This window comes from Exiguobacterium sp. s63, assembly GCF_018617335.1.
In the GTDB taxonomy this organism is placed as follows: Bacteria; Bacillota; Bacilli; order Exiguobacteriales; family Exiguobacteriaceae; genus Exiguobacterium.
The window spans coordinates 678181-699769 of record NZ_JACSKB010000001.1; the positions used below are offsets into that span (position 1 = coordinate 678181).

Sequence of the window (21589 nt, forward strand, 5' to 3'; positions counted from 1 at the left end):
CCGTTTCTCACCATTTCTATACTTATTTCTTTTTTCCTGCTTTTGGTTTCACACGGGCGGCGTCTCGTTCAAGAACCGGCTTCAAATACTTACCGGTATAGGAACCTGATACTTCGGCAACCTCTTCCGGCGTTCCCGTCGCCACGATGAGTCCCCCGCCATCGCCGCCTTCTGGTCCAAGGTCGATCAAATAATCGGCCGACTTGATGACGTCGAGGTTGTGCTCGATGACAAGCACCGTATCCCCGTTCTCGACGAGGCGTTGCAACACTTTCAACAAGCGCGCGATATCATCGACATGAAGTCCAGTCGTCGGTTCATCCAAAATATAAATTGTCTTCCCGGTCGACCGTTTGTGGAGCTCTGAGGCAAGTTTGACACGCTGGGCTTCCCCACCGGAGAGTTCCGTCGCCGGCTGACCGAGTTTCATATAGCCAAGACCGACATCATAGATTGTTTGAATCTTCCGCTTAATTTTTGGAATCTTATCGAAGAAGTCGAGCCCCTCTTCGATTGTCATATCGAGGACGTCCGCAATCGTCTTCCCTTTATATTTCACTTCGAGCGTCTCCCGGTTATAACGTTTCCCGTGACAGACCTCACACGGAACGTAGACGTCCGGTAGGAAGTGCATCTCGATTTTGATGATCCCGTCACCGCGACATGCTTCACAACGACCACCCTTGACGTTGAAACTGAAACGACCTTTTTTATAGCCGCGCATCTTCGCTTCATTCGTCGATGCGAAGACGTCGCGAATGTCATCAAAGACGCCCGTATACGTCGCCGGGTTCGAACGAGGGGTCCGCCCAATTGGGGATTGATCGATATCGATGACTTTATCGATATGCTCGAGCCCTTCAATCTTCTTATGCTTCCCAGGTTTCGCTTTCGCACGGTTCATATTGTGGGCGAGTGATTTATAGAGAATCTCATTGATGAGGGTCGATTTACCCGATCCCGAGACGCCCGTTACGGCAACGAACATCCCGAGTGGAATGGAGACGTCGACATCTTTTAAGTTGTTCTCTTCTGCCTTGACGATCTTTAAGAAACGCTCGTCCGGCATCTTCCGTTCAGCCGGAAGTGGGATGAACTTCTTCCCGGCAAGATATTGACCGGTGAGTGAGTTTTTATTTTTCATCAGTTGCTTCGGTGTCCCGGCCGCGATGACCTGTCCGCCATGTTCCCCGGCGCCTGGTCCGATATCGATTAAATAGTCGGCCTCCATCATCGTGTCCTCGTCATGCTCGACGACGATGAGCGTATTGCCGATGTCCCGCATCTGTTTAAGGGTCGCAATCAATCGGTCGTTATCACGTTGATGAAGACCGATTGACGGTTCATCAAGGACATACAAGACACCTGTGAGGCGAGATCCGATTTGTGTTGCGAGACGAATCCGCTGTGCTTCTCCACCGGAGAGGGTCCCTGCGGCACGAGAGAGTGTCAAGTAGTCGAGACCGACGTTATTCAAGAAGCTGAGTCGCTCCCGAATCTCTTGAAGGATGAGACGCGCGATGGCGATATCTTTCTCGCTCAACTGCTCGTTAAGTTCCTCGAAGAACGCGAGCGCGTTCACGACCGACTTCTCCGTCACTTGTCCGACGTGCTGGCCCGTAATTTTGACGGCGAGCGACTCTTCTTTCAAGCGATAACCGTGACATGTCGGGCACGCATGTGTCGCCATATACATTTCCATCTGCTCACGGATGTAGTCGGATGTCGTCTCACGGTAACGGCGCTCGATGTTCCGGAGCACGCCTTCAAAGAAGATGGTGTTCGTCCGTACTTGACCGAAGTCATTCTCGTAGCGGAAAAGGAACGATTCCTCTGAAGACCCGTTCAAGACGAGGTCTTGGTCACGCTTCGATAGGCGCTCGAACGGCACGTCCATGTCGATGTTGAAGTGTTGGCACATCGCAGCCAACAGTTGCGGATAGTATTGGGAACTCGTCGGCTGCCATGCGGCAATCGCCCCTTCCTTCAACGTCTTCGACGGATCTGGGATGACGAGTTCTGGGTCGACGTCTAGTTTCGTCCCGAGACCATCACACGTCGGGCATGCCCCGAATGGCGAGTTGAACGAGAACATACGTGGTTCAAGCTCACCGATTGAGAAACCACAGATTGGGCAGGCATGATGCTCACTGAAGAGAAGCTCGGTTCCGTCCATCTTATCGATGATGACGCGTCCGTCAGCGAGACGTAATGCCGTCTCGAGTGAATCCGCAAGACGACCTTCGACATCGGGTCGGACGACGAGACGGTCGACGACGACCTCAATGGAATGCTTTTTGTTTTTATCGAGCTCGATCTCATCCGTCAATTCAATCGTTTCCCCATTGACGCGAACGCGAACGAATCCTTCTTTTTTCAACGAATCGAATACTTTCACATGCGTCCCTTTTCGGCCCGATACGATCGGTGCCAAAATCTGAAGGCGTGTTCGTTCCGGCAATTCCATCACTTGGTCGACCATCTGTGAGATGGTTTGACTCGAGATCTCGATGCCGTGGTTCGGACAGACCGGTTTTCCGATTCGTGCGAACAATAGACGCAGGTAATCATAAATCTCTGTTACCGTCCCGACCGTCGAGCGAGGGTTACGACTCGTCGTCTTCTGGTCGATTGAAATGGCCGGACTAAGTCCCTCGATCGTATCCACATCCGGCTTATCCATCTGTCCGAGGAACTGACGAGCATAGGCAGATAAACTCTCGACGTAGCGTCGCTGTCCTTCCGCGTAAATCGTATCGAACGCAAGTGACGATTTTCCGGAGCCGGACAAGCCCGTCAAGACGACGAGCTGGTCACGGGGGATATCGATGTCAATATTTTTTAAGTTGTTGACGCGTGCCCCTTTGATGACAATCGCATTTTTCTTTTCAGCCATTTAATTCCCTACCTTCAACTCCAAGATTAAGTCACGCAGTTCGGCCGCGCGTTCGAACTGGAGGTCGCGCGCCGCTTGCTTCATTTCTTCTTCTAATTTGGCAATCGCCGCCTCGCGTTCGGCCGGCTTCATCGTACTGAGCGATTCGAGTGCTTCCTCTTCCGCCTCGACCGTCGCCCGGATGACACCACGGACGTCTTTACGAATCGTCTGCGGGGTGATGCCATGTTCTTCATTATAAGCCTGTTGAATCGACCGACGACGATCCGTTTCTTCGATGGCACGTGCCATCGAGTCGGTCATCTTATCTGCGAACAGGATAACATGTCCGTTCGCGTTACGTGCCGCTCGTCCAATCGTCTGGATGAGCGAGCGGTCCGAACGAAGGAACCCTTCCTTGTCGGCATCGAGAATCGTCACGAGACTGACCTCTGGAATGTCGAGACCCTCCCGCAACAAGTTGATTCCGACGAGGACGTCATATTTTCCGAGACGAAGGTCACGAATGATTTCGATTCGTTCGAGCGTTTTGATCTCAGAGTGCATATAGTTGACCTTGATTCCCGCTTCGCGCAAGTAATCGGATAAGTCTTCTGCCATCTTCTTCGTGAGCGTCGTCACGAGCACCCGCTCGTCACGCTTGATGCGTTCGCGAATCTGATCCATCAAGTAGTCAATCTGACCTTTGATCGGATGGATCTCAATTGTCGGATCGAGTAATCCGGTCGGACGGATGATCTGTTCGATCATATTCGGTGTATGTTCGAGCTCGTATGGCCCTGGTGTCGCCGAGATGAAGATGGCTTGTGAGACTTTCTTCTCGAACTCATCAAACTTGAGTGGACGGTTATCCTTCGCCGAAGGGAGACGGAAGCCATGGTCGACGAGCACTTGTTTCCGTGCCTGGTCCCCGTTATACATCCCCCGTACTTGTGGGAGCGTCACGTGCGACTCATCGGCGACGAGCAAGAAGTCTTCTGGGAAGTAATCGAGTAGCGTGTATGGAGTCGAACCTTCCGGCATCAAGTTCAAGTGGCGCGAATAGTTCTCGATTCCTGAACAATACCCCATCTCACGCATCATTTCCAAATCGTAATGCGTTCGTTGCTCGAGTCGCTGCGCTTCAAGCAGTTTCCCTTCTTCCCGGAACTTCTCAAGCTGTTCTTCGAGTTCCGCTTCGATGTTGACGATTGCCTTTTGCAATTTTTCATCACGTGTGACGAAGTGGGAAGCCGGGAAGATGGCAACGTGGTCACGGTCTGCGATGATTTCCCCCGTCAACGGGTCCATCTCCCGGATGCGGTCGATCTCGTCCCCGAAGAACTCGATGCGCATGCAGTGTTCGTCACGCGATGCCGGGAAGATTTCGACGACATCCCCGCGGACACGGAAACGTCCACGTTGGAAGTCGATATCGTTCCGTTCATATTGAATGTCGATGAGTTTACGTAACATCTCGTCACGCCCCATCTCTTTCCCGACGCGAAGGCTCAAGACGAGGCTCCGATATTCTTCCGGGTTACCGAGACCATATATACAGGAGACGGATGCGACGATGATGACGTCATCGCGCTCAAAGAGAGCCGACGTCGCCGAGTGACGCAGCTTATCGATTTCATCATTGATTGAGGCGTCCTTCTCGATGAACGTATCCGTCGATGGTACGTACGCTTCCGGTTGATAGTAATCATAGTAACTGACGAAGTACTCGACGGCGTTGTTCGGGAAGAACTCTTTGAACTCCGAATAGAGCTGACCGGCGAGCGTCTTGTTGTGAGCGAGGACGAGTGTCGGCTTCTTCACTTCTTGGATGACGTTTGAGACGGTAAACGTTTTCCCCGTCCCCGTCGCACCGAGGAGCGTCTGATACCGGTCACCCCGATTCACGCCTTCGACAAGCTGTCGAATCGCTTCAGGCTGGTCGCCTCCTGGTTGAAATTCAGATTGTAATGCAAACGGAATCGATTCCATAAGATACTCCTCACCTTCTCATTTCATAAGTGCTTTGATTATACCATAGACACGAACAAATATTCGCTTATTAGCTTTTAGACTAATGAATTTCATTTCTTTTTTACATTCGATCTACTGTTCATTTCTTTTTCCTTTACCGTCTCAAAAGAAACATCCTGTTACAGTCAAATCATCACAACACGATTTCAACTGAATCACTTTTGTGGCATAAGGGATTACAGATTACAGAATGGACTATGTTCCTAATGAAGTGGAACGCCTGAAATTTTTTAAAAAATCATCCACTTCGTGAACGTTTCGCTCTGTCCCTTACCTCTTTTGTGAAGTTTACAGCTGTAAATGTGAACATTTGTAGGAATAAAGTAGGATTTTTGAAAAACACTGTTTTAAAACGCTTACATTTTGGGCATATAATGAAGTGGTAAGTCAATTTGATAAGGGAGAAAGGGGAGTATCACATGTCAGCATTTGTCAGTGAAATTATTGGTACGATGCTATTGATTCTGCTCGGTAACGGTGTCGTCGCCGGCGTCGTCCTCCGCCATTCCAAAGCGGAAAACTCTGGCTGGATTGTCATCACAATGGGTTGGGGTCTTGCCGTTATGGTCGGGGTCTACGCAGCCGGTATTTACGGAGGCGCACACATCAACCCTGCCGTCACGATTGGTCTCGCGACAGCAGGCGAATTCCCATGGGCCGATGTCCCACTCTACATCCTTGCCCAGTTTATTGGAGCCATCATTGGGGCATGTTTGGTTTATGTCCACTACAAGCCACACTATGATGCGACAGACGATCCTGGTTTGAAACTAGCGACGTTCTCGACAGCTCCAGGAATCCGCAACACGCCATCGAACTTGATTGGTGAGATTATCGGAACATTCGTCCTTGTCTTTGCATTATTGTCATTCGGGGCAAACACATTCGCAGATGGACTCAATCCGCTCATCGTCGGTTTCTTGATCGTGTCAATCGGTCTCTCACTCGGTGGAACAACGGGTTATGCGATCAACCCTGCACGTGACCTCGGGCCACGTATCGCACACGCATTTCTTCCGATTAAAGGAAAAGGCTCTTCAGATTGGGGTTACTCATGGATCCCGGTCGTTGGTCCGATCATCGGTGCCGTCATCGCCGCTCTCGTTTATGGCATTCTCGTCCCTTAACACATAATTTTGAAGGAGGAACTCACATATGGCGAAAGAAAAACGTTACATTTTAGCATTGGACCAAGGAACGACAAGTTCACGGGCAATCATTTTTGATCATGATGGAAAAATCGTCACAGTCGCACAACGCGAATTCAAACAATACTTCCCGAAACCAGGCTGGGTTGAACATAACGCCAATGAGATTTGGGGTTCTGTCCTCGCCGTCATGGCGGAAGCGTTCGGTTCAGCTGATATCGACCCGAATGAGATCGCTGGAATCGGGATCACGAACCAACGTGAAACGGCAGTCGTCTGGGAAAAAGAGACTGGCCGCCCTGTCTATAACGCCGTCGTTTGGCAATCCCGTCAAACTGCTGATATCTGTGAAGAGTTGAAAGCGGCAGGTCATTCTGACATGGTCCGTGACAAAACAGGTCTCTTGATCGATGCCTACTTCTCAGGTACGAAAGTCAAATGGATTCTCGACAACGTCGAAGGTGCGCGCGAGAAGGCCGAGAACGGCGAACTTCTCTTCGGTACCATTGACACATGGCTCATTTGGAAACTCTCAGGTGGAAAAGCCCACGTGACGGATTATTCGAACGCATCACGTACACTCATGTATAACATCTACGAACAAAAATGGGATGACGAGTTACTCGACATCTTGTCAGTACCAAAATCGATGCTTCCTGAAGTCAAACCTTCGAGTGAAGTATATGCGAACACGATCCCGTATCACTTCTTCGGATTCGAAGTACCGATTGCCGGAGCCGCCGGTGACCAACAGGCTGCCTTATTCGGTCAGACGTGCTTTGAAAAAGGTGAAGGGAAAAACACTTACGGAACGGGTTGCTTCATGCTCATGAACACGGGCGAAGAAGCCGTCAAATCCGATCACGGTCTCTTGACGACAATCGCATGGGGCTATAACGGAAAAGTCGAATATGCGCTCGAGGGATCCATTTTCGTCGCTGGTTCGGCCATCCAGTGGCTCCGTGACGGATTGCGGATGTTGAAATCTGCGAAAGACTCAGAACAATATGCGACACGCATTGAATCGACAGAAGGCGTTTACGTCGTTCCGGCATTCGTCGGTCTCGGTGCACCGTATTGGAACTCTGACGTTCGTGGTGCCATCTTCGGTCTCACACGCGGAACAGAGAAAGAACAATTGGTCCGTGCGACGATCGAATCGCTCGCTTATCAGACACGCGACGTTCTCACATCGATGGAAAATGACTCAGGCATCAACTTGAAAACACTCCGTGTCGATGGTGGAGCCGTCAGTAACAACTTCCTCATGCAGTTCCAATCGGACATTCTCAATGTTCCGGTCGAACGTCCTGAAGTGAGTGAAACGACTGCACTCGGTGCCGCCTACTTGGCAGGTCTCGCGGTCGGTTTCTGGAAAGACCAATCAGAAATCAAAGACCAATGGAAACTCGATAAGAAGTTTGAGCCGAACATGGACGAGTCTCATCGCGAAGCACTCTACAAAGGTTGGCAACACGCTGTCGAAGCGACCATGGCCTTCAAACCTTCAAAACTTGACGTATAAGAAGACGGGCATCCTCACGGGTGCCCTTTTTCTATGCAAAAAAAGAGTATCCATAGCGGATACTCTTACAGTTTACGAAGGCGGACCCGAGGGCTCGTCGGCTCTCCGACGAACAAGATCCCGAGTTCATGTGGATCGGTCTCATACATCGCCCGTTGCACGAACCGGATGTCTCCGTTCAGATTCAACACCTCAAGCTTGATGTATGGTTTATGCTGCTGGAGTGCCTCATAAAAGCTGTGCCCTCCGGTGATGACCGTTCCGTTCACTTTGTAGATGGACTCACCCGGAATCAGTTGCATCGCTTCCCCTGGTGAATTTGGAAGGGTGTCAACGATGACGGCCCCTCGATTCCCATTGATAAAGACGGGCGTCGTTCCCCGATTCTCACGTTTGATCCACTGAAGGCCAAGCTCATAGAGAACGAAGAGTGCCAATAACACGTAGTCAGCGTATAGGACTTCCCATGTATACGAAAGTCCGAATAAGCCGAGGGCGACTAAAGCGAGGACACCACGATAAGAACTCAACCGTGCGAGCAACGTCCCAGGTAACGCTCCGGTCGACAATAAACTGACCCCGATCGGAATCGGAAGAATGATCGGAACCATCGGCCAGTCGAGACCGAATGTCGGTGGTAAAAAGAGCACGAGCGGGAAAAACCAAATGCGTTTGACGACGTGCCCCCCGATGAATTGGCCCCGTTTCGATAAAATCAAAGTCGGTGACGTTTCTTTCGGTCCGTTCCATCGCAACAGGATCGCTTCCGCAAGTGTCACAAGACCGAACGTCAGCGCGTAGACTGTCCAATCTACCTTGGCGAGTGCTTCTACCCAATCACGGAACGCCCCGTACGCGACGACATCGCGCAACAAGACGACACCATAGATGACGAGGAGCGGGAGCACCGGGTTGAAGAACCGTGGATGCATCGTCAACACCACGAGCGTATAGAGCACCGTGAACGATACCGCCCATTCGAACGTAATCGTCGTCTCCAATAAAATCGTCGCGGTTGAAGAAAGGACCGCTAGTAGAAGACTCGGCCAAATGAAATGCTTCCATTCCGATTTCGGTGAGCGGCGTCTTGAACGAAACATGGCTCGTTCTCGCTTGACTCGGCTCATCGATACATATGTAAGGGCGACCAGCGTCACCCAGAACAGCGGACTACCTAACAACGTCAATAAAGCCGTAACACTCATTCGTACAACTTCCACGCGGTCCAACCCTTTCTTTCATACAACGTTATTTTGCAGCTTCTTCGAGCGCACGATTCAATTGAGCATCGTTTGCCTCATCTTGAATCTCTTCGAGTAGCTTCGATTCGAGTGCCGAAGCCGTCTCTTCATCGACCGTTCCAGAAGTCGTAAGATTTTGATCGGTCTGGAACGCTTTGACCGCCTCGGCCATCGTATCCCCATAGTAGCCAGGCTGACCACCAGGTTCATAGCCGATACCAGTTAAAATTTTATGCAAGTTCGACACGGCATCCCCGTAGTCGCCAATTTTTAATTCGTCTTCCTCGGTCAGGACACGAGTCACATTGAAATAATCTGGTTGTTTCACTTCAATGTCCGGTTCAATCCCTTTTTTATGGATCCAGTTCCCATCTGGCGTGAGCCATTTGCTCGTCGTCAGCTTCAAATTGCTACCGTCCTCTAAATCGAACGCCGTCTGGACAACGCCTTTTCCGAACGTCTTCGTCCCGATGATGGTCGCCCCTGCCCCTTCTTTCATCGCGCCTGTCAAAATCTCAGATGCCGAGGCAGAACCCTCGTCCGTCAAGACGAACAGGTCATACGGTTTCGCTTCGCGGGCACGACCGTTTTGGGCATCACGGTCCCCATCCGCATTTTCGATTTGAACGACCGGTTTTGATGTCGGGACGAATCCTTCAGACATCTCGATGACGGCCGGCAAGAGACCACCCGGGTTTCCGCGGACGTCGATGATCAAACTGTCGATGTCTTCCGATTCGAGTTGGTCCAACTGTTCAAGAAACTCGTCGGCCGTCGGCTCTGAAAATTGGGTGATTTGAAGATACCCAATCTTTTTGCCGTCTTTCTCCTTCACTTCAGAGAACACTGTCTCAATCGGAATCGTATCCCGTGTGATTTCATAGTCCGCCGTCTGGCTGCCACGACGAATGGTCAACGTGACGGTCGTTCCTTTTTCTCCTCGAATAAGTTGGACGGCTTCCTGAACGTCCATCCCTTCGATCGATTCCCCGTCGACCGCCGTGATGATGTCACCGGGACGTAGTCCTGCTTCTTCGGCCGGAGCTCCTTTAATTGGAGCGACAATTAAAATGTCTTCTCCTTTCTTCTCCAAAGTCGCACCGATTCCTTCAAAACTCGATTCAATCGAGTCCGTAAATTGTGATGTTTCTTCTGCGTCCAAGAAATCCGAATACGGATCGTTCAACGCTGCGGTCATTCCATCGAGCGCACCGGTCAATAAATCATCTTCTGAAATGTCTTGTAAGGAATGCTCTTCAATTAAATCACGTACTTGATCGACTTTATCCCAGCCTTCCGCATTCGTTTGAACGGGAAGCGATGTGTCTGTAAACGCCATCGTCGCAAGGCCTGCACCGGCCCCAGCCACGAATGTTGTGCCAGCGAGTAGTCCTGCGGTTGAATTTTTCACGGGTTGGTCCCTCATTTCTCTTTGTAAGTCTTTTCATTAGTATAGCAAAAACGAAAGGAAAAGCGGACGCGTTCCACATATTTGGGACGCGTCCGCTTCTGTCAGTAGCCAATATACGGGGCAGGGTCAATTGCGTTCGGTTGTCCAGGTGCCCATTTTCCTCGGTGCAACTCAAAATGAAGATGGGGACCGGTCGACCACCCTGTGCTTCCGAGCGTCCCGACCGTTTGTCCAGCTGAAACAGATTGTCCGGCTCCGACCGTGATCGCACTCAAGTGAGCGTAGACGGTCGTCCATACTTCACCGTTCATGACGTGTGAGACGAAAACGACATTCCCATATCCCGTCGCTGGTGCCGCTTTGATGACGACTCCCGGTGCGCTCGCGACAATGGGTGTACCTGGCGCGTTGACGAGGTCGATTCCTTTATGAATCTCAGGGACTCCCGTCAACGGATTATTCCGAGGACCAAACGGGCTAGAGACATAACCGGACACGGGACGAACGAATCCGGTCGATGTGGATACCGGCGTCGGTGTGTCGGCAGGTGCCGTCACTTCAGGTGCCTCGACTTCTGTTTCCGCTTCTCTCGCTTCAGCCTCAGCTCGTGCCTGTTCTTCAGCCGCACGCGCTTCCGCTTCTCGTTTGGCACGTTCCGCCGCCTCGGCCGCTTCCCGTTCTGCAGTCGCGATCGCCTCGAGCTGTTCACCGATGATTCGGTTCTGTTCAGCCATGACGGCCTGCTCTTCGCTACGCGTCATCTTCTCCAGTTCAAGTTGCTCGACTTGCTCGTCAAGCTCAGCCAACAAGTCACGCTTCTTCTCGGCCGTTCGGTCGAGGTCTTGTTTCGTGATGACAAGTTCCCGCTCTTTTTGCTTGATGAAAGAGAGTTGGGTACGCTGTGTCGACTCGAGCGACTCTAGACGTTCCATCTCACTCATATAATTATGTATGAGTTCCCGGTCCTGTTCGGCGATCGTGCGGGCCGTCATGACCCGTGTCACGAAGTCTCCGAAAGAACGGGACTCAAAAATGACTTGTAGATAAGACGTGTCTTCGTGTACTTGTAAGACACGAAGGCGTTCGTTCAAGAGTTCCTTTTGGCTTTCCAAATATTCCTCTTGAACGGAGAGTTGTTGGCGGGTCGACTCGAGTTCTGCCTGGGCCGTATCGACCTCGTGCTGTTGAATGGCGATTTGTTCGCTCAACACATTCAACCGGTCGTCGACGACGTGAATTTCCGTCTTCACGGCATCACGCTCTGCCTCGGTGACCTCGAGTTCGGCATCCGTCTTGGCTTGCGCTTTTTCCGACTCCTCCAATTCATTGGATAGTCGGTCTTGCCGAGCTTTCAACGTGTCTTTCTCTGTCGCCATGACCGGCATGGCAAGTAATGATACACACAACCCTAGCGCAAGCGAACGTTTCATCCGCCAACTCCTCCTTATTCAAGTTAGATTTTCAAGAAACGACCGAGCGATGTCGTCGATCCCCAGATTCCGATGAACGCACCGAGTGCAAGTAACACGAATGATACTTGGACCGTGAGCGTCGATGGATCAATCAACTTAAATATATCACTATTCAATTGATCAAGCGATGGTTGTAAAGCACTATATGCAACGTCATATCCGAAATAAATGACTAAAATCGGGATAAGAGCCCCAAGCATTCCGAGAAGCAATCCTTCGATGAAGAACGGCCAGCGGATGAAGCTGTTCTTCGCTCCGACGAGTCGCATGATTTCAATCTCACGACGACGTGAGAAAATCGTCATTTTAATCGTATTCGAGATCAAGAACATCGCCATCAATGTCAAACCGACGATCAACGCGAGTCCACCGATGCGAATCCCGTTGAAGAAGGCGAACATTTTATCGATGTAGTCTTTCCCGTACTTCACATCGTCGACATTATCAAGTGAACCGACCGATTTGGCCACTTCTTCTAATTCTGTCGGGTCTTGCGCTTTGACGATATAACGGGCATGGAGCGGGTTATCTTTTTCTACCGTTCCGTATGCAGCCGCATCGTCCCCAAGTTGGTCTTGGAACTTCTGTAACTCATCTTCTTTCGAGCTGAATGTGACCGTCGAGACGCCCGGCACTTGTTCGATATTCTCTCCAAGTTTCTCGACCGAGTTCTCATCTGCGGTACGCGTGATGAACACTTGAATCTCGACATCGTTCTCGACGTTGTCTGAGATTTCGTTGACGTTGAACATGACGAGTGCGAATACACCGACAAGTAGTAACGTGATGGTGACGGCACTGATTGCCGCGAACGACATCCAACCATTACGAAGCGTTCCTTTGAACCCTTCGCGCAAATGGCGCAATCCAGTCTTAAACATCATAGCCATATGCTCCTTTCTCTTCATCGCGAACGACTTTCCCGTTCTCAATCGCAATGACGCGGTGACGAATCTTATCAACAATGTCACGGTTGTGTGTCGCCATGACAATCGTTGCTCCACGGCGATGAATTTCTTCAAATACTTCCATAATGCCCCATGCTGTCTCTGGGTCCAAGTTCCCCGTCGGCTCATCGGCGATGATCAGTTTCGGTTTGTTCACGATTGCTCGGGCGATGGAGACACGCTGTTGTTCTCCACCTGAAAGCTCATCGGGATAGTTGCGTGCTTTATTCTTCAATCCGACCAAGTTCAACACATCCATGACTTGTTTACGAATCGACGACGTGTCTGCTCCCACAACTTCTAATGCGAACGCCACATTCTCATACACCGTGAGTGACGGAAGCAATTTAAAATCTTGGAAGATGACGCCGAGTTGACGACGAAGTTTTGGCACGTGACGGTCTTTGACTTTTCCGACATCGAGTCCGTCAATCAATAATTGACCGGCTGTCGGTTTCTCCTCGCGATAAATCATCTTCATGAATGTCGATTTACCGGCACCAGAAGGTCCGACGACATAAAGAAACTCGCCGTCGCGAATCTCTAAATCGAGGTCATCCATGGCAACGACGCCGTTCGGATATACTTTACTGACTTTTTGCATCGAGATCATAACGTATTCCCTACCCTTTTTAAAATTTTTTTAAGCATCTATGACGAATTTGAATCAATTGTTTTAGTTACTGTATATTTCGCCTAGAGTCTTTTTTACAGGAATTGATTCCCTCTGTCAAGGTCTCATTGATTGGTAATAGCCTGGTCAAAAAAACATCTAGGGCAAAGCTGAAGCGACTACAATTATATCAATCCAACTTTTAAAACACCATTACAGGAGTATTTCAGTTGAATAGCGTTCCGTGTGAAAATGTCGCGATGAACCTGACTTTCACCCTGTTCTTCGTGAGGCTGAAACCGCATTTCAAAAGGGTGCTCCCTAAGGAACACCCTTCACAAATTCGACAATATTAGTCGCGTGGTTTTTCTTTCAAGGCATCAAATGGTGATTTCTTTCGTTTTCGATATTTGATATGAATCGTCGAGGACTCATAGTCATCAGAAGCCCGTATATCCTGGCTCGAGACACGGACGAACGACCATGCCAAGAGGAACATGATAAAGATGAGCGGGAAGCCCCCGACAATACTCGCTGTTTGGAGCGTATCGAGACCACCTAGGAACATGAGCGTGAGCGGCATGATCGCAAGGGCGAACGCCCAAAAGAGTCGGTTCCAGACGATTGGCTCGTCTTCGACGTGTTTTTGTGTGACCGATGCCAAGATGTAAGACGATGAATCGAACGTCGTCGCCAAGAAGATGATGGCGAGGAGGGTAAAGACGCCGATGACGACTTTCCCGAACGGCAACTGTCCAATGATGGCGATGATCGTCGGGGCCGGTCCATTCGCCGCCATATATCCAACGACGTCGAACGTGCCACTCAAGTGAAGATACAGCCCGTAGTTTCCGAGAATCCCAAAGAAGAGGATACAACCAAGTGTCCCATATACCATCGTCCCAAAGATCATATTCCGAATCGTACGTCCACGTGAGATTCGAGCAACGAACAGTCCGACGAACGGAGCATACACGAGCCACCACGCCCAATAGAACACGGTCCATGATTCTGGGAATCCCGTCGAGGTGAACCCTCCGAAGTCACCGAACGGCTCCATCCATGTCGCCATCCGGAAGAAGTTATCCATCACGATTCCGACTCCGTTAAATGTCGTTTCCAAGATAAAGCGTGTCGGACCGAAGATGAAGACGAACGTCAAGATCCCCAGGGCGAGCCAGATGTTCAAATCACTTAGTACTTTGATTCCGCCCTTTAGTCCGATATATGAACTGATGGCGAAGATCACCGTACAAATTAACATGATGACGGCTTGCATGCCGAGCGTGACAGGAATTCCGGTTAATTCGTTGACCCCTTCGGCAATCATCGGTGTCCCGAGCGCGAGTGTCGTCCCGGCCCCACCCAATAATCCAAAAATAAATAAGATATCTATAATCTTGCCGAGTGGACCATCCGCCCATCTGCCAATCACGGGACGTACCGCTTCACTTACCTTCAATACGGACTTCTTGCGGACATAGAAGAAATAGGCGATCGGTAAGGCTGGTAACGTATAAATTGCCCAGGCAATCGGTCCCCAGTGGAACATCCCGTATGCCGTCGACCATTGGATGGCTTCCGGTGACTCGGGTGTCAATCCAAATGGTGGTCCTTCATAGTAATACACCCATTCGATGACCGACCAATACAGGATACTCGACCCGATGCCGGCAGCAAACAACATCGCCGCCCATGAGAATGTACTGAATTCGGGTTCTTCATCTTCACGACCTAATTTGATGTGCCCATTCTTACTGAAGGCAATAAAGATCAAAAATCCGAATGCGCCTAACCCCATCGCTAAGTACAACATCCCAAAGTTAGAGGTCATGTATTCGTTCGCCGCGCCGACCCATGCCTTCCCTGTCTCCGGGAAGAAGATGAGCGGTAGCGTCACCCCTAACAGTAATACGAACGAGCCGATAAAAGTCGGCCAGTCAATCAACTTCGTCTTCAATTGTCATCACTCCATTTCCATAACATCTCCTATTACCTTAAAAATAATTCCCTAAGCCTTAGGACCCCAAACAAAAAAAGCATGAGGGACCTGTTCGCCTCATGCTTCCAACACTTATTTTTTCTCAGCGAGCCAAGCGGCGACCGCCGTGATTTCTTCATCATCTTCGAGGACGTTCGCAGGCATCGCGCCTTGACCGTTTCGAATGACATTTTCAATCTCTTCTGCCGACAAACGAGCACCGACTTGCTCGAGTGACGGACCACTCATTCCTTCGAGGTTCGCACCGTGACACGCTGCACAGTTTTGCGCGAAGACCGCTTCTGCATCAATCGATGCTGTGTTCGAGCCCGTATCCCCGTCGCTCGACGTTCCTTCTTCTTCACCGCCGCCACATGCTCCGAGCGTCAACATGGCGCCGAGGCCAATGGCCATCATCCATTTTTTCATAACCGCGTTCCCCTCCTAAGTTGTAGAAATCACCTACATTTACCATTATAGCCGTAAACGTATCCTTTCTAACCTAATCTCACGAAAAGTACACAAAGATTCCACAACTTACGGCACGTTGATATAACGCTTATCTGACGTAAACCCTTGTCCAAGTACCTCGTGTGCCTCGCTAAAGACGAGGAACGCTTCCGGGTCGATCCGACGAATGATTTCTTTCAGTCGGCTCACTTCACTCTGACGGACGACAATCATGAGCATCGGACGGTCCAGACGTGAGTACGCCCCGATCGCCTGAATCTCCGTCGCACCTCGATCGAGTTCCTCAAAGACGGCCCGGACGATGAAGTCCCGTTTCTCCGAGATAATATACGCCATCTTGTCCTGTGTGAACCCAAGCTGGACGAAGTCGATCATTTTGACCGTGATGAATAGTGCAATCAGTGCATAAAGCCCAGTCGAGAACGAGAATGTGAGAGCTGCGGTCAAAACGACCATGCCGTCGAGAATGGCGATACAGAGATAAAGCGGGATGTGCGTGAACTTATGTAAGATCTGTGCGATCAAGTCCATCCCACCCGTCGAGGCGCGTCCGCGGAAGATGAGACCGAGCCCGACACCGACGCCAACTCCACCGAAGATGGCAGCGAGTAACGTGTCGTTCACGGCAGCCCCGGCATCAATCGCCTCGTAAAAAAGAATGACACCTGGCAAGAAAATGGAGCCGACGAGTGATTTCACGCCGAACCCGAGTCCGAGGATTGCCCATCCGACGATGAGGAGTAGTACGTTTGCCACGAGCTGAAACGCACCTGGCGAGATGCCAAACAGTTCATACGTGATGACCGAGATCCCACTCACCCCGCCCGATGCGAGGTTGTTCGGCAACAGGAATAGGCTGAAGGCCGAGGCGACGAACACCGAACCCGTCAACAAATACAGATAGTCTTTGACGATTTGCTTCATTAAAGAAATTCTCCTTTACAGACAACGTGGCCCAAAGACGGGAGTCTTTGAGCCACATGCATCACATATTTGTTTTACGAAGGTAAGCATCGATAAACGGCATGACATCCCCGTCCATGACACCACTTGTGTTTCCGACCTCGTGGTTCGTCCGATGGTCTTTAACCATCGAGTACGGGTGGAAGACGTATGAACGGATTTGGCTACCCCAACCGATATCTGTCTTCTCTCCACGGATCTCATCGAGTTTACGTTGTTGCTCGTCGAGTTCGCGTTGGTACAATTTCGCTTTCAACATCTTCATTGCCGACTCACGGTTCTTGATTTGTGAACGCTCTGTCTGACATGAGACGACGACGCCTGTCGGCACGTGCGTGATTCGGACGGCAGAGTCCGTCGTGTTAATGTGCTGTCCGCCGGCACCTGACGCGCGGTACGTGTCGATGCGGAGGTCTTCTGTCCGTACTTCGATCTCGATGTCGTCATCGAATTCCGGCATGACGTCACATGACACGAACGACGTGTGACGACGACCTGACGAATCAAACGGCGAGATGCGGACTAAACGGTGAATCCCTTTTTCCGCTTTCAAGTAGCCGTATGCGTTATGCCCGATGATGCGGAGCGTGACCGACTTGACGCCCGCTTCCTCTCCTGGGAGGTAATCGACCGTCTCGACTTTCCAGCCCTGTTTATCCGCGAAACGTTGATACATCCGAAGGAGCATCGATGCCCAGTCCTGTGACTCGGTACCGCCCGCACCCGGGTGCAATTCAAGGATGGCGTTATTCGCATCGTATGGTCCGTTCAATAGAATTTCAAGTTCAAAGTCATCAAACTCTTTCTTGAGCGCTTGAATCGATTCTCCGAGCTCTTCTTGCATCTCTGCATCCGGCTCTTCCTTGATGAGTTCGAGCGTCACTTCGCCGTCCTCATGTTGGGTCGCGAGGTCTTGATACTTGTCGACCATCGCTTTGAGGCCGTTCGATTCGTCGATGACTTTTTGAGCCTTCTCCTGGTTGTCCCAGAAGTCAGGATACGTCATCTCGTTCTCGAGCTCGGCGATACGTGCCTCTTTCTCTGTCAAGTTGAGTGATGCTCTGTAATTCTCGAGGCGTTTCGCCATCGCCTCTAGTTCGTTCCGAATATCTGAAATTTCCATAGTGTGATTCACCTTTCCGTAGGAAAGAGGCGAGCGGACCCGCCTCTTCAATAATTAAGCCTGTTGTCTGCCGTGACAGTTCTTGAACTTCTTACCAGAACCACACCAGCACGGGTCGTTCCGGCCGATGCTGTCTTCTTTCGAACGACGGACCGGTTTCTTCTTGACCGGCGCATCGCTCTTGCCAGAGACGGCAACTTCCTCTTCGACGACTTTCTCGCGTCGGAGGTTGTCCCCGACTTCGGCACGAAGGACGAAGCCTGTCACTTCTTCTGCGATTGCCGCATTCATCGCGTCGAACATGTTGATCCCTTCCGCTTGGTACTCACGAAGCGGGTCGTTCTGTCCGTAAGCGCGGAGGTGAATCCCTTGGCGCAACTGGTCCATATGGTCGATATGAGACATCCAGTGCGAGTCAACGGCACGGAGTACGATAATCTTCTCGAACTCGTTAAAGCGTTCAGGTGGCGCGAGTTCACGCTTCGCTTCATACTGCTCGTTCACGCGCTCCATGAGGAGTTCGACGATTTCTTCACGCTCTTTACCGTAGAAGTCTTTGCCTTCGACTGTTTTTTCGAGTGCGAGTGTTTGGTTTGCCCAATGTGCAAGCTCGTCGATGTTCCATTCTTCTGGCACGAGTTCGATCGGTGTATATTGTAAGACACCGAGTTCGACCGTCTGGGCCATCATCGAGCGGACGATATCCGTGACTGACTCGTTCTCAAGGATGCTGGCGCGGTCTTTGTACATGACTTTCCGTTGGTCAGCCATGACGTTGTCGTAACCGAGAAGCTGTTTACGTGCATCATAGTTGTTTCCTTCAACACGTTTTTGAGCCGACTCGACCGCTTTTGATACCATGCGGCTCTCAATCGGTTGTGTGTCATCCATTCCAAGACGCTCCATCATGCTTTGGAGGCTATCCGTCCCGAAGCGGCGCATGAGCTCATCTTCGAGTGACAAGTAGAACTGCGATTTACCCGGGTCCCCTTGACGACCTGAACGACCACGGAGCTGATTATCGATTCGGCGTGACTCGTGACGTTCTGTCCCGATGATATAGAGACCACCAAGGTCGACGACACCTTCTCCAAGTTTGATATCGGTACCACGACCGGCCATGTTCGTCGCAATCGTGACCGCACCTTTTTGTCCGGCGTTCTCGATAATTTCCGCTTCACGGGCATGGTTCTTCGCATTCAAGACATCGTGACGAATCTTTTTCTTCGTCAAGAGCTTGCTCAAGTATTCAGACGTTTCAACAGCGACCGTACCGACAAGAATCGGTTGACCTGTCGCATGAACCGTTGCAATTTCTTCAACGACGGATTTGAACTTGCCTTCCATCGATTTGAAGATGAGGTCCGACTTGTCGTCCCGAAGGATCGGCTTGTTCGTCGGAATCGTCACAACTTGCATATTGTAAATATTACGGAACTCCTCTTCCTCCGTCTTCGCTGTACCGGTCATCCCAGCAAGCTTCTCATACATCCGGAAGTAGTTTTGATACGTGATTGTCGCGAGCGTCATGGATTCACGTTGAATCTCGACGCCTTCTTTCGCCTCGATCGCTTGGTGAAGACCTTCCGAGTAGCGACGTCCATCCATGACACGTCCCGTGAACTGGTCGATAATCATGACTTGTCCTTCGCGAACCATATAGTCGATGTCATGATGCATGACCGCGTTCGCACGTAGTGCGAGTCCGACGTGGTGGTTGACCGCGACGTGTTCGATGGCGAACAAGTTGTCGATGCCGAAGAATTTCTCAGCGAGGTCGACCCCTTGGTCCGTCAAGAGGACTGATTTCGTCTTGATGTCGACCGTATAATCTTCTTCCTCTTTTAACGTACGGACGAACGCATCCGCGCGTGTGTAGAGTTCTGTCGATTTTTGAGCCGATCCCGAGATGATGAGCGGAGTACGCGCCTCATCGACGAGGATCGAGTCGACTTCATCGACGATCGTGTAGTAGAGCTCACGTTGGACACGGTCTTCCTTATAAAGGACCATGTTGTCACGGAGGTAGTCGAACCCGAGCTCGTTGTTCGTCGAGTACGTGATATCACAGTTATAGGCCGCCTGTTTCTCGACACGGTCCATGTTCGACACGTTGAGGCCGACCGAAAGACCGAGTGCGAAATAGAGCGGCTCCATGAGTTCTTTATCTCGTTTCGCCAAATATTCGTTGACCGTTACGACGTGTACGCCACGACCAGTGAGCGCGTTCAAGTAGACTGGAAGTGTCGCGACGAGCGTCTTCCCTTCACCGGTTTTCATTTCGGCGATGTCGCCGTTATGGAGCACGTAACCCCCGATGAGTTGAACACGGTAGTGACGCATACCGAGCACACGCTCTGATGCTTCACGACAGACCGCGAACGCCTCCGGCAAGAGGTCGTCAAGTGTCTCGCCTTTCGCCAGACGCTCCCGGAACTCTTCCGTCTTCGCCTGAAGCTGTTCGTCAGACAATGCTTTGATTGGTTCGGCGAACGACTCGATCAAGTCGGCCGCTTTCTCTGCTTTTTTCAACATTCGTTTCTGTGGAGCAAATAACTCTTTCAAAAAGTTCGCCATACTCATATCTCCTCTGCACTCACTAAAAAATGCATGTTTTTTCCCTAATGTACAGTTTAACCGAAGTGGTGCCACCTTTCAAGGAAAGGCAAAAGGAAACGACCCCCCGAAGCCGGGAGGCCGTGTATAGTCAAGTTTATTATTCAGGTTCGATCAAGCCGTACTTCCCATCTTTACGACGGTAGACGACGTTTGTGTTGCCCGTTTCTGCGTCTGAGAAGACGAAGAAGCTGTGACCGAGCATATCCATTTGAAGAATTGCCTCTTCCGTGTCCATCGGTTTCAATGTGAAGCGTTTCGTCCGTACGAGTTCGAGTTCTGCCTCGTCCTCATCATAGACGACCGGTGCATCATCAGGTCCTTCGAGAGACTTGAAGTACTCGCCGACGCCACCTTCTTTTCCGCGTCCTTTACGGTTGAGTTTCGTTTTGTGTTTACGGATTTGACGTTCCAATTTATCGACGACGAGGTCGATTGCTGCATACATGTCGAGGTTCATGTCCTCGGCACGGAGCAACAAGTTCGGCATCGGGATCGTCACTTCCACTTTTTGTTTCTCGTTATACACTTTCAAGTTGACGTAAGCCGTCTGTGCATCCGTAGGAGTTGTGAAATACCGAGTCAACTTCTCCAGCTTTTTCTCGACATAGTCTTTGATTGCTGGTGTGACCTCAATGTTTTCGCCGCGAATGTTATAAATCATCTGAACTCCTCCTTAAAATAACCGCTTGAACCAATGATTCGTCGAACGAGACGGAATCTCCTGCTTCATTTCTTAAAAAAGAAAGTGGAACCAGGTGGCTCATTCATATTATACCCCGAAAACGCCGCTTTTGAAAACGTTATCATCAGAAAATAATGACAATTTTGTTCCGAATTCAACATTTCCTAGAACGAGCGGAAGGTATAGAAAGAAAATACCCATTCCAATCATTTTTAAACGCCTTTTTTTATTATGTAGACAAAATAATAAGCCGACTCCCAAGGGAGCCGGCTTCGTGGTTTGAAATTATAATTTTACAACGTTAGCCGCTTGTGGGCCACGCTCGCCATCAACGATTTCAAACTCTACTTCTTGACCTTCGTCAAGTGATTTGTAGCCTTCAGATTGGATTGCTGAGAAGTGTACGAACACGTCTTTGCCGCCTTCAACTTCGATGAATCCAAAACCTTTTTCTGAGTTAAACCATTTTACTTTACCTACCATG

At 50.5% G+C, this 21589-nt stretch carries 16 protein-coding genes; 2 read left to right on the plus strand and 14 right to left on the minus strand.

What is annotated here, in order from left to right; all coding sequences use genetic code 11:
* Positions 1–22 precede the first annotated feature (22 nt).
* Together uvrA and uvrB are read right to left on the minus strand one after the other, a co-directional pair.
* Complete coding sequence (gene uvrA / locus KNO90_RS03465) at positions 23–2896, minus strand: excinuclease ABC subunit UvrA (RefSeq protein ID WP_214741633.1); 2874 nt, start codon at positions 2894–2896, stop codon at positions 23–25.
* A complete protein-coding gene (gene uvrB / locus KNO90_RS03470; protein WP_012726933.1) occupies positions 2897–4867 on the minus strand; it encodes an excinuclease ABC subunit UvrB in 1971 nt (656 codons plus the stop codon).
* Between the two features lie 461 nt (positions 4868–5328).
* Here uvrB and KNO90_RS03475 point away from each other — a divergent pair, with 461 nt between their 5' ends.
* Positions 5329–6036, plus strand: coding sequence for an MIP/aquaporin family protein (locus KNO90_RS03475; protein ID WP_214741636.1), 708 nt, complete (start codon positions 5329–5331; stop codon positions 6034–6036).
* A 28-nt stretch (positions 6037–6064) separates the two neighbouring features.
* Complete coding sequence (gene glpK / locus KNO90_RS03480; RefSeq protein ID WP_214741638.1) at positions 6065–7582, plus strand: glycerol kinase GlpK; 1518 nt, start codon at positions 6065–6067, stop codon at positions 7580–7582.
* A 65-nt stretch (positions 7583–7647) separates the two neighbouring features.
* On the opposite strand, the gene KNO90_RS03485 is transcribed toward glpK, so the two are convergent.
* The 12 genes from KNO90_RS03485 to cspD all read right to left on the minus strand — a co-directional run bounded on the left by KNO90_RS03485 (position 7648) and on the right by cspD (position 21588).
* Positions 7648–8787 (minus strand): PDZ domain-containing protein, encoded by a 1140-nt coding sequence (locus tag KNO90_RS03485; protein WP_215113001.1) that lies wholly within the window; start codon positions 8785–8787, stop codon positions 7648–7650.
* Between the two features lie 43 nt (positions 8788–8830).
* Positions 8831–10234 carry a S41 family peptidase gene (locus KNO90_RS03490; RefSeq protein ID WP_215113002.1) on the minus strand — a complete coding sequence of 468 codons (1404 nt, stop codon included), beginning with the start codon at positions 10232–10234 and terminating at the stop codon, positions 8831–8833.
* Positions 10235–10335: 101 nt separating this feature from the next.
* Positions 10336–11664 carry a murein hydrolase activator EnvC family protein gene (locus KNO90_RS03495; protein ID WP_214741644.1) on the minus strand — a complete coding sequence of 443 codons (1329 nt, stop codon included), beginning with the start codon at positions 11662–11664 and terminating at the stop codon, positions 10336–10338.
* A gap of 23 nt (positions 11665–11687) precedes the next feature.
* The gene (gene ftsX, locus KNO90_RS03500) at positions 11688–12590 is read right to left on the minus strand and encodes a permease-like cell division protein FtsX (protein ID WP_214742402.1); all 903 of its coding nucleotides are present in this window, start codon (positions 12588–12590) and stop codon (positions 11688–11690) included.
* Positions 12580–13266, minus strand: a complete 687-nt coding sequence (ftsE, locus tag KNO90_RS03505) for a cell division ATP-binding protein FtsE (RefSeq protein WP_214741647.1) — start codon at positions 13264–13266, stop codon at positions 12580–12582. Before ftsE ends, ftsX begins: the two co-directional genes overlap by 11 nt.
* Before the next feature lie 352 nt (positions 13267–13618).
* Entirely contained in the window at positions 13619–15226 is a 1608-nt protein-coding gene (locus KNO90_RS03510; RefSeq protein WP_214741649.1) for a BCCT family transporter, read from the minus strand.
* Positions 15227–15340: 114 nt separating this feature from the next.
* Positions 15341–15676 (minus strand): cytochrome c551, encoded by a 336-nt coding sequence (cccB, locus tag KNO90_RS03515; protein ID WP_214741651.1) that lies wholly within the window; start codon positions 15674–15676, stop codon positions 15341–15343.
* 108 nt (positions 15677–15784) lie between these two features.
* Positions 15785–16642, minus strand: coding sequence for a YitT family protein (locus KNO90_RS03520; RefSeq protein ID WP_214741653.1), 858 nt, complete (start codon positions 16640–16642; stop codon positions 15785–15787).
* A 61-nt stretch (positions 16643–16703) separates the two neighbouring features.
* Positions 16704–17804: a peptide chain release factor 2 gene (prfB, locus tag KNO90_RS03525; RefSeq protein ID WP_214741656.1), complete on the minus strand. Its 1101-nt coding sequence runs from the start codon at positions 17802–17804 to the stop codon at positions 16704–16706.
* Between the two features lie 54 nt (positions 17805–17858).
* Positions 17859–20381: a preprotein translocase subunit SecA gene (secA, locus tag KNO90_RS03530; RefSeq protein ID WP_214741658.1), complete on the minus strand. Its 2523-nt coding sequence runs from the start codon at positions 20379–20381 to the stop codon at positions 17859–17861.
* 139 nt (positions 20382–20520) lie between these two features.
* Positions 20521–21084 carry a ribosome hibernation-promoting factor, HPF/YfiA family gene (gene hpf, locus KNO90_RS03535; protein WP_214741660.1) on the minus strand — a complete coding sequence of 188 codons (564 nt, stop codon included), beginning with the start codon at positions 21082–21084 and terminating at the stop codon, positions 20521–20523.
* 306 nt (positions 21085–21390) lie between these two features.
* Positions 21391–21588 carry a cold-shock protein gene (gene cspD / locus KNO90_RS03540; RefSeq protein WP_214741662.1) on the minus strand — a complete coding sequence of 66 codons (198 nt, stop codon included), beginning with the start codon at positions 21586–21588 and terminating at the stop codon, positions 21391–21393.
* Position 21589: the final 1 nt, after the last annotated feature.